Origin of the sequence: Eubacterium sp. AM05-23, from assembly GCF_003477535.1 — a bacterium.
Classification (GTDB): domain Bacteria; phylum Bacillota; class Clostridia; order Eubacteriales; family Eubacteriaceae; genus Eubacterium; species Eubacterium maltosivorans.
The window spans coordinates 40,036-52,510 of the sequence record NZ_QUDF01000013.1 but is presented as its reverse complement, the minus strand read 5'-3'; the positions used below and the strand labels follow the sequence as shown (position 1 = coordinate 52,510).

Genomic DNA, 12,475 nt, shown 5'->3' with positions numbered 1-12,475 from the left:
AGGAAAAACAAATGATTTCTAAAAAGCATTTTATCCGAACAGAAGCTGTCCTGTTGATTTGTTTGATGCTGTTCTCAGTTCTTTGCGGCCATCCCGTAAAGGCTGAGGACACTCCGGACAATGTGCCGGCCGCAGAGGAGACCACAGCTGTGGATACTCCGGAACAAGAGAGCCTGGAAACAGACTCTGTCAACGACGCGGATGTCCCGGCCGCGGTGGAGGAAGTTCCAAAAGCGGCGGAAACCCTTCTGCCTGCTGAGGAACCCCTGCCGATGGAAGAAGCCCCGGCCGAAAATACCGCAGTGTCTGAGGCATCCCCGGCGGCCAATGGTGTCACCGAAGTCAGCACACTTGATGCCCTGATCGCTGGTATCGCAAACGGCGATGTAAAACTGACGGACAATATCTATGGCGTCACCAATACCATCACCATTCCCGCAGGACATGTTCTCGACGGCAACGGTAAAACAATCAGCGCTTTTACAGACGCCGGTGAAACCACCGAAAACTTTGTAATGCCCACAGACCACGGCCTCTGCGAAATGATCGCTGTGGAGGGCACCCTGAAAAACACCGAGGTTATCGCGCCACGTTCCATTGGAATGGGCACACCTTACTATGAACCCCAAAGCACCGTGAAACCAGACAACTACCGTTATGACCACATCGCCGCGGTTCATGTTAAGGCTGGCGGCGCACTCGAACAGTCAAGCGTTAAATACGGTAAATATGGCGTCCGCTTATCTGGAAATGCTCATGTGTCAAATGTATGGGTGCAGCAGGCAGGCCAGGCCGCCTTCTATGTATACGCCGATTCGCCGATAACAGGAGACACACCCGCGATTACGCCATCCCTGACAAATGTTCATGTAAAAACAGAGATCGGGGTAGACGGTGCAGATTACACCTACGGCCTTGGTATTTATATCGAACCCAAAACAGAATACAGCCATCAGACGTTCAAGGGAAACAACTACACACAGCACAAAGAATATCAGGACTATGTCAAAAATGTAAAAATGACGATCAGCAACTACAAATCCTATTCCTGGGCCAGTGAGGATGAGTTTGTGAACAGCCTAAAAGCCGCCGCCGGCAGTAAAGAAATCGCCACACTCGAGAGCGTTGGTGGAAGCGCTGGAATGGGTACGCCTCAGCTGCAGGCCATGATACGGGGCGATGGTGGCAATCCGTTTAAGCTGTCGGATGATTTTCGCCATGACTCGGACAAAACAATCAACGCCGGGGCAATCTGGTTTGATAAAAAATTTATCGGAGTATCTCCTCTTTTTTCCGGGACGGCCATTCCTTTCGATAATATTCAGCAGTCTCTTGCCACAGCAAAAGGCAATGGACTTTCAAAAAATTGGGCGCTTCGTTATACAAACATTACTTCCACAACATGGTCCGTTACTCAGCAGTATCCCGGTTTAGAAGCAGTGTCCATGGCAGGGGATTTGTATCAGGATCAAATCGTATCGACTTTTCAGTCGTATGGCAAATCTTACGGCTTCGACGTGGCCTTCCACTATATCGGCGCCAGCAAAGCAAACAATGCCGATGCATTCAATACTTATTATACCGAAACACAGCCCGCTAAATTTTCCCCGATAATCACAAGCACTGCTGATTAACTGATTATCTGTTTTTTAACCCCAGGCATCAGAACGTCTTCCAATGCCTGGGGTTTCTTTTCTATACCTCTACATGCACAAACAACTGCTCGGGGTACTCGATCACACCCAGCCCCAGGTCTCTGGCGATGGCTGCTACCTCTGAGTAGTGGACGCCGGGGCAGTACAGGTCTGCGGCGCAGCCGATCTTATGCTTGGAGTGCTCGATGCCGCCCACCTCGCGGTTGCGCTGTGTGCAGCGCACACCGGAGGTGATGATGACTGGACGGCCCAGACGGTTTCTCAGGTTTTCCACCTGAGCCAGCAGGGCCTCCTCCATGAGCTCGGGAAAGCCGGCGCAGTACATACCGCCGCAGTCACACTGATATTCACACATGGCAAAATGCTCGCTGGCGCGGCTGTCTTTATAGGCTTCTGCCAGATGTCCCCGGGTGACCGGGCCCACAATACCATCAGTCTCAATGCCTGTTTTTCGCTGAAAGGCCCTGACGGCCGCCTGGGTGTTCGGGCCGTCCAGGCCGTCGTGCTCACCGGGGTCATAGCCCAGATGGGACAAAATTCTCTGTACTTCTAAAATGGTCATTCTTTTTCCTTTTCATCCTTCTTAAATTCCTGTAAAACGGCTTTTAGCTTATCGGGAATGGGAATAAATTCCGCGGCGTTTTCGACCAGTGAGATGCCTTCGTTGGAAATATAAAAAAGCACCGTGATGTCCCGGATGGGCAGCTCGGCTGTTATGATCCGCTGGATCATGAAAGCGGCGCTGACCACCAGAAAAATCATCAATTTTTTTAATATTCCATAAAAGCCCACCGCACTGGAAAGCTCATGCCTGTAAATTCCCTTGATAACGCCGGACACATAGTCCAGGCAGATTAAAACCGTCAATACTGCCAGCAAATCATCGAGCCCTCCGAACAGGAAGGAGAGGAGGCCGCCCGCCACTGCGGCGGCTCCCCGGATGATTTCCTTCATTGTCCGGCGCCTAACCTAAAGCCACTTCGGTTTTGGTGGTGTCGATACGCACCGCGGACACCAGCGCTGCCAGGGGCTGCCCGTCGGGCGAAAAAATCCCTTCGGTTAGAATACCATTCGCTCCCTCAGCGATCTCGGCATCGGTAATACCGTCCTTATAATCTGGAATAACCATATTATAAGTTTTTCCATTGGCCAGTTCATAACCCAGCTGTAAATCCTTTGATACTAAATCTGCCATTTTTCTTTTCCTCCTTATCCTTACGCGACATCCATGAGCTCTTCGGTGATGGCCTTGGTGCAGGACTCACCGATGGGTTCCTGCATGCCCTTGATCCACTTATAGGTATTGTAGATGCTCTCATTGGACGCGTCGCTTTTTACATCGCTGTAGGTTTTAGATTTTTTAACGATTTTCCCATTTTGCTCACCATAATTTGAAACGATTTTCAACCCAACACTTTTTATATTTGCTGTTACTGCCATTGTTAACCTCCAAAAGTTTTTCAGGTCTGCGCGCTGCCTGTAACCTTAGTTTAAGGCCTGTCAACCTTTTTTGCAAAGGAATTAAGAGCGCAGTTTTGCATTGACACCCTCAAGATAAAAGACTACAATACAAGGTATATTTATAAAGAGGGCATATTTCGACAGACAAAGGGGGACAGACCATGCTCTTTAAATTTATTATCTGTTTTATTGCGGGCATCGGCGCCGGACTGGGGACAGGCTTTGCGGGCATGAGCGCAGCGGCGGTTATCAGCCCCATGCTCATCACCTTTCTGGGAATGCCAGCCTACGAGGCAGTAGGCATTGCTCTGGCCAGTGACGTGCTCGCCAGCGCGGTGAGCGCTTACACCTATGGCAAAAACAAAAATCTGGACATTAAAAACGGTCTGGTTATGATGGCAGCGGTTCTGTGCTTTACGTTGGTGGGCAGCTGGATCTCCAGTCTGATTCCTAACAGTGCCATGGGCGGTTTCTCGGTCTTTATGACGCTGCTGCTGGGCATTAAATTTATCGTCCGGCCAGTCATGACTACCAAAGAATCCATGAAGGACAAAGACCCTAAAAAACGGTTCCTGCAGTCGGTGGTCTGCGGCGTCGCCATTGGCTTTATCTGCGGCTTTGTGGGTGCTGGGGGCGGCATGATGATGCTGTTGATTCTCACCAGTGTGCTGGGCTATGAACTGAAAACAGCGGTGGGCACCAGTGTGTTTGTCATGACCTTCACTGCCTTTACGGGCGCGGTCAGCCACTTTGCCATCGGCGGAGCTCCGGATATATGGAGTCTCGTTTTCTGCGTTTTATCCACCCTGCTGTGGGCCAGAATTGCGGCGAAATTCGCCAACCGGACCAGCCCGCTTGTCCTGAACCGAGCCACCGGAGTAGTGCTCTCGGTACTGGGGGTTTCCATTATTCTGGTAAACTTCTTAAAATAAACGGTACACAAAAAAGGCCAGCTTCTGCTGGCCTTTTTTAATGACAGATATTCTGACTCGAGCGCCGGGAGCCTGCTGCTCAAAGCGTATGTCGTGCAGACGGTATACCTCGTCCTGGCTTTGAATGTCCAGTATGAGGCTTTTTTCCATATCTATATCTTCAATGCGCTTCATATCTTCATGAGACAGGCTGAAGTCATGGATTGAAAAGTTTTCTCTAATCTGTTCTTCGTGTACAGATTTTAAAATGGTGATCACCATAGGGCACATGGATATGGAAAGCCAGGCCCGGCGGGCATGTTGTTTTCCGCTTTATCCTTACAGTCCCAGACTGTCAAGCCAGGCTTTGAGCTCTTTTTCGCTCGCGTTTGCGTTAAAGCGCTTGCCTGTTCTCAGTTCTGCCCCTTTGCAGGAAGCCTCTAATTCGGCGTTGGTCTTGCCCATCTGGCTGCTTCCGGAGGTCGCGAAGGGGATAATGGTCTTGCCTTCAAGGTTATACTGTTCTAAAAATGTGTTGATAATGGTCGGGGCGACATACCACCAGATCGGGAAGCCCACAAAAACCACATCATAGCTTTCCATATCTGCCACGCGGTTTGCAATGCCTGGACGGAAGGTCTTGTCATTCATCTCAATGCTGCTGCGGCTTTTTTTATCCATCCAATCCAGATCCGCCTGTGTGTAGGGGGTTTCTGGCTGGATCTCATGCAGGTCTCCGCCTGTCGCGGCTGCCAGCCTCTCTGCCAATCCTGCGGTGACACCGCTTGCTGAAAAATATGCGACTAAAATTTTACTCATACTCTGTTTTCTCCTTTTAACTTTCTAAAACTGAAAAAGGTGTACCTTTTATTGGGTACACCTATATTATAACGCGCATCTCAAAAATGTAAAATGCCTATATCCAATGATCAGCCATTCGTTTTTCGTATTTTAAACTGATTCATAAACAACCTTGGCCTTCTGAACTACTCTGACGCCAGGGTTTCCTGGAGCACTTTTAAAAATTTTTCGGCGGCCTTTGAAAAAACCTGGTATTTTTTCCATACAATATCCAGATGGGCCTCCATGCGCGGCTCCAGCGGCCGGAAGCAGAGCGCGCTGTTGCCTGTGGTATTCACCAGCTTGTCCAGCCCCAGGGCATAGCCCACACCCTCCTCCACCATGAGGGCTGCGTTGTAAATCAGATTATAGGTGGTGATAACCTCCAGACGCCCGGCATTGCTGCCAAGCCATCCAGACAGCTCATTCTCGGTGAGGGACTGTCTTGAGCACAGGAGGGGAAGCCCCCACAAATGCTCCGCACGGATACTGGGCAGTGCCGCCAGCGGGCTGTCCTTTCGCATGAGCAGCCCCCAGGTATCCGTTGCCGGAAGGCGCATATAATCGTATTTTTTGATGTCTGCCGGCTCGATGAGTATGCCAAAATCCAACAGTCCCTTATCCAGCCGCTCGGTGACATCATCGGCGTTTCCACTGAAAAGATGGTACCGGATATTCGGATAATCCTTCTGCATCCGCCTTACAACACGGGCGATCAGGCGCATGGCGTCTGTCTCGCCGCCCCCGATATAGACATCCCCGCTGATAATGTCGTCAGGCGCGCTGAAATCCGACTCTGTACGGTCCACAAGATCGACAATCTCCTGGGCGCGTTTTCTTAAAAAGACTCCTTCATCCGTTAAAGTGATCCTCCGGTTTCCGCGTATAAACAGTTTTTTTCCCAGCTCCTCTTCCAGCTCCATCATCTGCCGTGAAAGGGTAGGCTGGGTTACGTGGACCGACTCTGCTGCGCCGGATATGGTCTCCGCCCGGGCGACGGCCAGAAAATAACGTAAAACCCGTACCTCCATACAAAACACCTCCTCATAGGTTCAGTATAGTTGGCTTAGATATGCTTGTCAAGTATGGATAAATATAGGCCATAAGTATTTGCTATTTCAGTTCTGCCGATTATATAATAAGCCTGCAGAAAATGAACACGAAAGGAAACCATGCAAATGAATCTCAATGAATTTTTAGACCATCTGAACCGCGGCGAAACCGTCGATGGAGATTCACCGGTCCACAAATATATGCACAAAGTAAGCCAGGAGGCCCTGAAGATAACCTGCGAGCTCAACAGCGCCTATCATGAGCCGGAGGAGGTTCGGGCTCTGTTCTCCAGGCTCACCGGTAAACCGGTGGACGCCTCCTTTGGCCTGTTTCCGCCTTTTTATACCGACTGCGGAAAAAATATTACGGTAGGGAAAAACGTCTTTATCAACAGTGGCTGCCGTTTCCAGGATCAAGGCGGCATTACTATCGGCGACGGCGCGCTCATCGGCCATAACGCAGTGCTGACCACCCTCAATCACGATTTTTCCTCCCAAAGGCGGAGCTCCATGCACCCGGCTCCTGTGGTCATCGGCAAAAATGTCTGGCTGGGCGCAAGCGTCACGGTGGTGCCTGGCGTGACCATCGGGGATAACGCGGTCATCGCCGCCGGCGCGGTGGTGACAAAGGATGTTCCGGCAAACACCATCGCTGCCGGCGTTCCCGCGAAGGTCATCCGCGAGCTTGACGCATAAAATACAAATTTTCAGAGAAAGAGGTAATCCGCCATGAAAAAAATATTCTAATCCTTTCAACCAGTCCCCGCAAAGGGGGCAATTCTGACACACTGGCCGATGCGTTCACACGAGGCGCCAGAGACGCGGGCCATGACGCCGAGAAGATCAGCCTGGCCGGCAAAAGCATTGGATTCTGCCGGGGCTGCCTGGCCTGCCAGAAAACCAAGCGCTGTGTCCTTCAGGACGACGCCAACGCCATTGTGGATAAAATGCTGCGCGCCGATGTATTGGTGTTCGCAACGCCCATCTACTTTTATGAAATGTCCGGTCAGATGAAAACACTGCTCGACCGCAGCAATCCGCTATTTCCAGCCGATTATGCCTTCAGAGACATCTATTTGCTTGCCACCTCGGCAGATGAAAACGGGGACTCAATGGACGGCGCGATCAAAGGCCTTCAGGGCTGGATCGACTGCTTTGAACGCGCAAAGCTGACTGGCGTGCTTCGGGGTACTGGCCTGGACGGTATGGGCGCGGCTAAAAACGCACCGCCTATCTTAAAGGCGGCCTATGATATGGGTAGAGCGCTCTAAACAAGCGTATCGGAGGTACTAAAAGTGATAATTCGCCTGAAAGCCGCTTTCCTGTGCTGCTCTCTGCTTCTGGCTGCTGCTCTCGCAGGCTGTTCCCAGGGTACGCCGGGCTCAGGCACACCTGAACCAACGCCGCCCAGCCCGACGGCTCAGATTTCTGCGCAGCCCGAAACCGAGGCTGAACGCACTGCCGGCACAGAGCTGCGCGTCCAGGTTGGGGGCAGGATTTACACCGCACAGCTCGAGGATACCCCGGCCGCAAAAGCCCTGGCCAACGCCATGCCTATGACCTTAAACATGGATGAAATGAACGGAAACGAAAAATATTTTTTTCTTTCAGATACACTGCCAACAAACGCCGGGCGGCCAGACAGTATTGCCCCTGGTGACCTGATGCTCTATGGGGATAACTGTCTCGTCCTGTTTTACAAGGGGTTTCAGAGCGCTTACAGCTATACCCACCTGGGGTCTATCACAGACGCTGCCGGCCTGGCCGACGCCCTTGGGAGCGGAAGCGTGGAGGTGTCCTTTAGTCTGGCCCAGTAAAAAGACACTAAAAAACAGAGGCCCTGCTTCGTCATTCCAAGCAGGGCCTCTGTCTGCATTTATCCCGTTTTACGCCGCTTCCAGCTCCGCCTCACCCGCAGGCGTGATGCTAAAGCCAACGGGCAGCCAGCCGCCTTCGGCAATGCCGTCAATATCATGAATGACTGGCAGGCTCAGGCCGCGCCCCTCATAATAATAGGGCAGGGGACCCGTATACCGCCTCTGGATACGCCCCTCCTCAACCAGTTGAGCCAGCGCCTCAAAGGCTTCTTTATTCCAGCCTGTCCAGAAGTACACTGGCTGGCCGCCGCCAATGGCTTCAAACACCAGGCTGCAATCGCCCTGATAATCATACCCGTAGCGGTCAAAATTGCGCTCTATATCTGTAAAGGTTGCCCCTCCATTGCTGTGATAGCGGTGGATACACTTGAGCAGCTCCTCCTTTAAATCAAATTCCGGCTTCATAAAGTCTGCAAGAATCTCGTCAAACCAGAGGCGGTAGGCTTCCTTTTCTGTAATATAGCGGGCAATATCGTTGACGATGGCCAGGGCCTCGTGGCAGGGAACCCCCAGCACCTTACGCATCTTTCTGGTATCCGGCCCCACAGGCACCATGAGCATCCGCTGCCCTTTGCAGAGGCGGCGGACCAGCGCGTCGTTACATTTATAGCCAAAACGGCCTGTAAAATCCTTTGGAATAAAGTAGACCTGTCCATCCTTTAAGGCAACCGTCTGAATCCCGAGCTCCGGATGGGTGTAAAACTTTGTTTTTTCTGAATACATTGGTCATTTCCCCTTTTTCTTATCATTCGTATTTTTATTTTTCTTTTCATAATACCGCCGGTTCGTCCGCGTGGTCTCTGTTTCCCGCGCGTCCCGGATTTCTTCGTCTACCTGTCTGGCCATCTGCCGGCTCATTCTGGCAAAACATTCCTTCTGTGGGATAATCCTGGCCAAGGCCCGGCAGTTATTGCCGAAGCGCTCGTCAAAATTTCCGCAGAGCTTGTAATCACATTTTTTCAATTGGACCTCTTTTTATCGTTTTCAATCGCAAAAAAATACTCGGATATATTTTTATGCTCAATGCCTAATAGTATAACCGCACGGTCAATTTCCTCCTTTCTGAACTGGGTCTTATTCTCAATCCGGCTGATCAAGGCAGATTCAGCCATCTGCATCTTAACGGCAAAAACACGTTTATCCTGAAAGACTTCAAACACTCTCTCCAATAACCTGTCATAATTAAAACACATGATACTCCCCAGATTCTTTAGTTTTAATAAATTTTATTATATAGTAACATACTTTATTTAGAAATGCAATAATAATTTCATTTTTTTTCTAATTTTATTTTATTTGATGTTTTTTTTTAGAAAATAGCATATAATAAATGCACAGGATAAAGTAAACGAAAAAGTTTACTTTGTAAGCAAAAGTGTTTACCTTTCATCTAAAAACATCGACAATCGGGAGAAGACCTTATGAAGCAAACCATTGGCCAGCGCATCCGGCTGGCTTTAGAAATAAACCATATGCGGCAGAGCGACCTGTCCAAAAAAACCGGGATCAGCCCCTCTGCCATCAACCAATATATTTCCGGCAATTTTGAGCCCAAGCAGAATAATATTTATCTGCTTGCAAAAGCCCTGAACGTCAATGAAGCCTGGCTCATGGGCTATGATGTCAGCATTGAGCGCAGTGACAACAGTCTCCCGCTCATTACCGAGCAGGAGGTCGCGCTCCTGAAGCTTTTTCGGAAACTCAGCGAGACAGGGCGGGAGGAGGCACTGAAGCGGGTGGAGGAGCTCTCAGCGCTATCCCGGTATCTTCCAAAATAAAAAACGGATTCCGCCTATCGGCAGAATCCGTTTTTAAGTTTGTTATCCCACTGTCGGCCCCATGGGCAGTCCCTTACTGCCCCCCGAAACAAGCAGGTCATTAATGAAAAGGTAAGCAGTGCCAATGCCAACGATCAACGACAGCCATTGATCAATCGTATAGATGAAAGGCATTCCCACCGCAAGCAGCTCCAGGCCATAGGTCATAAGCCAGACAGCCGCAACCGTATAAATAAAAAGCGGGAGCGCCGGGCCTCCAAGCATTGGCTTAAGCATGGCAAAAACTGCCAGACTTCCCCAGAACATGGGAAGGGCTAAAATGGAAATATTCATATTCCAGTTAAAGAGCATACCAAAATGCAGCGCAATATAAACCAGTCCGAAGATGCCTCCAAACAGCGAGCCAAAAATAAGATAACAGTTGCCCATATAGGCGTCGTCGCGTTTATAATAGAGCACCGCGCCAATGAGATAGACCGGATAGACGGCCAGCATCAGGCAGCCGAGAATCAGATATGTTCCTTCACTAAAGCTCCCAAGATATGTCGCCCAAAAAGATATGACTTCCATTGAAAAAATAAACAGCAGGGCACCTCCGGGATCCGCCGGAATATTTATTCTGTCTGTATCCATAATTTTTCTCCTTTACATGATCAAGCTGATAATAAAAGCTCTCAGCTCTTTTTCCGTAATCTCTAAATTTTCCTTTATCATTTCCTGATAGCTTTCAGGGTAGCTCTCCACAATTTCCTGATTAATTTCTTCCATTTTATTTTTCATGATTTCTCCTTAATAATGGCCATACGCCCGCACAAAGGCCAGTACTTCTTTAAGCTTATCCGGATCTGCATCGCGGAAATCCTGTGCCGAACGGTCAAGCCCAAAATAAAACCGCCCTTTTTCCATTCCAATATCCATCAGCTCTTTTGCCTTTTCAATACACTCCCGGGTCGTGAGGTCAGAAAGGTAATGAAGGGGATAGCTGCAGCTTACCATATTGTGCTCCCCAAGCGTTTTGACTGTCTGTTTAAAATCCTGCTGTTCCACTGCGATCAAAAGGCTGTTCTCAGGCAGCTCCCTGTAATAATCATAATAAAGCCCTTTGGAGTAATCACCCTGAAAATTAATATAAAGCGTAATCCCCTTTTGGGTCAGCCGTTCACAAATTTTTTTAAACGTTGGCCAATAATAGCGTTCAAACTGCTTTGGCCGAAGCATTGGCGGCAGGTGAGACCAGGTACAGGCCACTGGAAAGCCGTCGGTTCCCGCCAGATTTGTACTTTCAACATATTCTGTCATTAAATCGAGCAGCACATCGCAGGCTTTTTCAATGAGGAATCCTTTACGGTGAATATCCAGTGAAATCTGAGTGATTCCCCTCAAATGATCGGCCAGCAGATCAAAAGGACAATAGAACATGGTGTTGTAATAAAGCAAAAGCTCATGCTCCATTGTTGTTTCATAAATTTTGCTGTAAAAATCCTCAAACTGTTTTTTCGTATACAGAAGCGCCCGGGCAAAGGCCAGGCTGTTGTATGGAGCCTCACGCCCAAGCTCTGTATACATTCTTGGCAAAATTTTTGATACGATGCAGTACATGGGATCCTCGATCAGCATCTCATATTCGTCCGCTTCCATTGCACTGATCTCCGGATGCTGCATGTATCCGTTATGCCGGTTCTGTACCCAGAGGCGCGAACCCAAAGAGGCACTGCGCTGCGGCGGCAAAAAGAAAATACCGGTTGTAATATCCATATCAAAATCCTGGAGAACCTGATCATATCTTGGGATTAAATCATCATAATTCCAGGATACCTCAAGGTTGTCCCCACCTGTATACTGGCAAATATATTTTGGTTCAAAGTCAATCATAATCGGGACATAATCCATTTTTTCTCCACGGAGTCCTCGCATAAAATTGTCTAATCGTTCTTGATATTTTTTCAATTTCTAATACTCCTTTATCTGGAAATACAAAGGCGCGCACAACTTTGAATGTTTTCAATATACACCCATTTTTGAACGTTGTCAATATTTAATTTTGAATACTTTCAATTTTTTAAGAAAAATGCTATAATAAACACGAGGTGAAAACGATGAAAAATTATAAAAACGGGCTGGAAAACAAAAGTAGCTTATACTACAACGCTAAAAAGGTATTTTACAATAAAGGGTACGATAAAACCACTATACAGGAGATTGTAACCGCGGCAAAAACAAAGCTCGGAATGTTAAATTATTATTTTATATCCAAGGAAAATCTGGCCATGGAAATTTTCAGGGATTTTGCCAACGACGTTGTCCTCTGCATTGAGAACCAGAAAGAAAATATACCGGAATATCCGGAAAAAAATCCCCTTCTGGTCGACATGATTGGCTACAGGGGCTATATTGAGGCTTTGAGGTGCAATGAACACCTCACCCGGTTTTATGTTGAAATTACAAAACTTTCCCTTTTTTCAGAGACTCTGGTAAACACCCGGGAATATTTTTTCGATGATATTCTCTCTAAAGAGCCTCATAGCAGTCAAAATCCAAAGCTCAGGAACAGTGCTTATTACACTTATTTAAAATCTGCCACTGCCGGGATGGAATGCTATTTGTTAAAAACTATCTTTGAAGGAAAAAACAGCCTTCTGCTTGAGGACGCTGTTGATTTTTATTTTGAAGACTACTATAACAGCTTGTTTAAGGATGCTGAAAACATAAAAAAAACAATACAGCAGTCACGGGAGATTATTCAGCATTTCCATTTCTCTGTGTCTGATGATTTTTCAATTGAGCTGGAGATCATCTGAATAATCCATGATTGCTCCTTCTGCTTTGACGCTCAATAAAGTAAAAACGCTCCGCGAAATTAACAGAAATCCCACGGAGCGCTTTTATTTATTTAATTAAAAG

Annotated in this window: 20 protein-coding genes; 7 read left to right on the top strand and 13 right to left on the bottom strand. The window is 48.3% G+C overall.

The annotated features are described in order from the left end of the window. The first annotated feature begins 11 nt into the window (after positions 1-11). Positions 12-1,634, top strand: a complete 1,623-nt coding sequence (locus tag DW091_RS16225) for a hypothetical protein (RefSeq protein ID WP_118518684.1) — start codon at positions 12-14, stop codon at positions 1,632-1,634. 61 nt (positions 1,635-1,695) lie between these two features. On the opposite strand, the gene DW091_RS20610 is transcribed toward DW091_RS16225, so the two are convergent. Genes DW091_RS20610 through DW091_RS16205 form a run of 4 tightly spaced genes read right to left on the bottom strand, consistent with a single transcriptional unit; the run spans position 1,696 to position 3,095 of the window. Continuing rightward, positions 1,696-2,217 (bottom strand): D-Ala-D-Ala carboxypeptidase family metallohydrolase, encoded by a 522-nt coding sequence (locus tag DW091_RS20610; protein WP_118518683.1) that lies wholly within the window; start codon positions 2,215-2,217, stop codon positions 1,696-1,698. Beyond that, positions 2,214-2,609, bottom strand: coding sequence for a phage holin family protein (locus DW091_RS16215; RefSeq protein ID WP_118518682.1), 396 nt, complete (start codon positions 2,607-2,609; stop codon positions 2,214-2,216). The genes DW091_RS20610 and DW091_RS16215 overlap by 4 nt, the downstream gene beginning before the upstream one ends. A 10-nt stretch (positions 2,610-2,619) precedes the next feature. Continuing rightward, positions 2,620-2,850, bottom strand: a complete 231-nt coding sequence (locus DW091_RS16210) for a DUF2922 domain-containing protein (protein ID WP_058693048.1) — start codon at positions 2,848-2,850, stop codon at positions 2,620-2,622. 20 nt (positions 2,851-2,870) lie between these two features. Further along, the gene (locus DW091_RS16205; RefSeq protein WP_058693047.1) at positions 2,871-3,095 is read right to left on the bottom strand and encodes a DUF1659 domain-containing protein; all 225 of its coding nucleotides are present in this window, start codon (positions 3,093-3,095) and stop codon (positions 2,871-2,873) included. Positions 3,096-3,277: 182 nt separating this feature from the next. Between DW091_RS16205 and DW091_RS16200 the strand changes: the two genes are divergently transcribed. Then, positions 3,278-4,048, top strand: coding sequence for a sulfite exporter TauE/SafE family protein (locus tag DW091_RS16200; RefSeq protein ID WP_118518681.1), 771 nt, complete (start codon positions 3,278-3,280; stop codon positions 4,046-4,048). Here DW091_RS16200 and DW091_RS16195 read toward each other — a convergent pair. The 3 genes from DW091_RS16195 to DW091_RS16185 all read right to left on the bottom strand — a co-directional run bounded on the left by DW091_RS16195 (position 4,040) and on the right by DW091_RS16185 (position 5,898). Beyond that, positions 4,040-4,309: a hypothetical protein gene (locus tag DW091_RS16195; RefSeq protein ID WP_147365301.1), complete on the bottom strand. Its 270-nt coding sequence runs from the start codon at positions 4,307-4,309 to the stop codon at positions 4,040-4,042. The two genes, DW091_RS16200 and DW091_RS16195, sit on opposite strands and share 9 nt — an antisense overlap. A gap of 57 nt (positions 4,310-4,366) precedes the next feature. Next, complete coding sequence (locus DW091_RS16190) at positions 4,367-4,846, bottom strand: flavodoxin (RefSeq protein WP_118518679.1); 480 nt, start codon at positions 4,844-4,846, stop codon at positions 4,367-4,369. 167 nt (positions 4,847-5,013) lie between these two features. Further along, a complete protein-coding gene (locus DW091_RS16185) occupies positions 5,014-5,898 on the bottom strand; it encodes a LysR family transcriptional regulator (RefSeq protein ID WP_074616316.1) in 885 nt (294 codons plus the stop codon). A gap of 147 nt (positions 5,899-6,045) precedes the next feature. On the opposite strand from DW091_RS16185, the gene DW091_RS16180 reads away from it, so the two are divergent. Genes DW091_RS16180 through DW091_RS16170 form a run of 3 tightly spaced genes read left to right on the top strand, consistent with a single transcriptional unit; the run spans position 6,046 to position 7,736 of the window. Further along, positions 6,046-6,615 carry a sugar O-acetyltransferase gene (locus tag DW091_RS16180; protein WP_118518678.1) on the top strand — a complete coding sequence of 190 codons (570 nt, stop codon included), beginning with the start codon at positions 6,046-6,048 and terminating at the stop codon, positions 6,613-6,615. Next, the gene (locus DW091_RS16175) at positions 6,612-7,190 is read left to right on the top strand and encodes a flavodoxin family protein (RefSeq protein ID WP_347561024.1); all 579 of its coding nucleotides are present in this window, start codon (positions 6,612-6,614) and stop codon (positions 7,188-7,190) included. The genes DW091_RS16180 and DW091_RS16175 overlap by 4 nt, the downstream gene beginning before the upstream one ends. A gap of 24 nt (positions 7,191-7,214) precedes the next feature. Continuing rightward, the gene (locus DW091_RS16170) at positions 7,215-7,736 is read left to right on the top strand and encodes a cyclophilin-like fold protein (protein ID WP_224168828.1); all 522 of its coding nucleotides are present in this window, start codon (positions 7,215-7,217) and stop codon (positions 7,734-7,736) included. 69 nt (positions 7,737-7,805) lie between these two features. On the opposite strand, the gene DW091_RS16165 is transcribed toward DW091_RS16170, so the two are convergent. The 3 genes from DW091_RS16165 to DW091_RS16155 are packed head-to-tail and all read right to left on the bottom strand — an operon-like array spanning position 7,806 to position 8,989. Continuing rightward, positions 7,806-8,519 carry a hypothetical protein gene (locus tag DW091_RS16165; protein WP_118518676.1) on the bottom strand — a complete coding sequence of 238 codons (714 nt, stop codon included), beginning with the start codon at positions 8,517-8,519 and terminating at the stop codon, positions 7,806-7,808. Between the two features lie 3 nt (positions 8,520-8,522). Then, entirely contained in the window at positions 8,523-8,759 is a 237-nt protein-coding gene (locus tag DW091_RS16160) for a hypothetical protein (RefSeq protein WP_058693039.1), read from the bottom strand. Continuing rightward, on the bottom strand, positions 8,756-8,989 hold the full coding sequence (locus DW091_RS16155) for a DUF739 family protein (RefSeq protein WP_118518675.1): 234 nt from the start codon (positions 8,987-8,989) through the stop codon (positions 8,756-8,758). The genes DW091_RS16160 and DW091_RS16155 overlap by 4 nt, the downstream gene beginning before the upstream one ends. A gap of 228 nt (positions 8,990-9,217) precedes the next feature. Here DW091_RS16155 and DW091_RS16150 point away from each other — a divergent pair, with 228 nt between their 5' ends. Continuing rightward, positions 9,218-9,574, top strand: coding sequence for a helix-turn-helix transcriptional regulator (locus DW091_RS16150; RefSeq protein WP_096918856.1), 357 nt, complete (start codon positions 9,218-9,220; stop codon positions 9,572-9,574). A gap of 42 nt (positions 9,575-9,616) precedes the next feature. Here DW091_RS16150 and DW091_RS16145 read toward each other — a convergent pair whose 3' ends face one another. Genes DW091_RS16145 through DW091_RS16140 form a run of 3 tightly spaced genes read right to left on the bottom strand, consistent with a single transcriptional unit; the run spans position 9,617 to position 11,521 of the window. Then, positions 9,617-10,207, bottom strand: coding sequence for a hypothetical protein (locus DW091_RS16145; protein WP_118518674.1), 591 nt, complete (start codon positions 10,205-10,207; stop codon positions 9,617-9,619). 12 nt (positions 10,208-10,219) lie between these two features. Then, the gene (locus DW091_RS20740; RefSeq protein ID WP_263422119.1) at positions 10,220-10,354 is read right to left on the bottom strand and encodes a hypothetical protein; all 135 of its coding nucleotides are present in this window, start codon (positions 10,352-10,354) and stop codon (positions 10,220-10,222) included. Positions 10,355-10,363: 9 nt separating this feature from the next. After that, positions 10,364-11,521, bottom strand: coding sequence for a uroporphyrinogen decarboxylase family protein (locus DW091_RS16140; protein WP_224168827.1), 1,158 nt, complete (start codon positions 11,519-11,521; stop codon positions 10,364-10,366). A gap of 149 nt (positions 11,522-11,670) precedes the next feature. Here DW091_RS16140 and DW091_RS16135 point away from each other — a divergent pair, with 149 nt between their 5' ends. Continuing rightward, positions 11,671-12,372 (top strand): TetR/AcrR family transcriptional regulator, encoded by a 702-nt coding sequence (locus DW091_RS16135; protein ID WP_118518673.1) that lies wholly within the window; start codon positions 11,671-11,673, stop codon positions 12,370-12,372. The last annotated feature ends 103 nt before the right edge of the window (positions 12,373-12,475 follow it).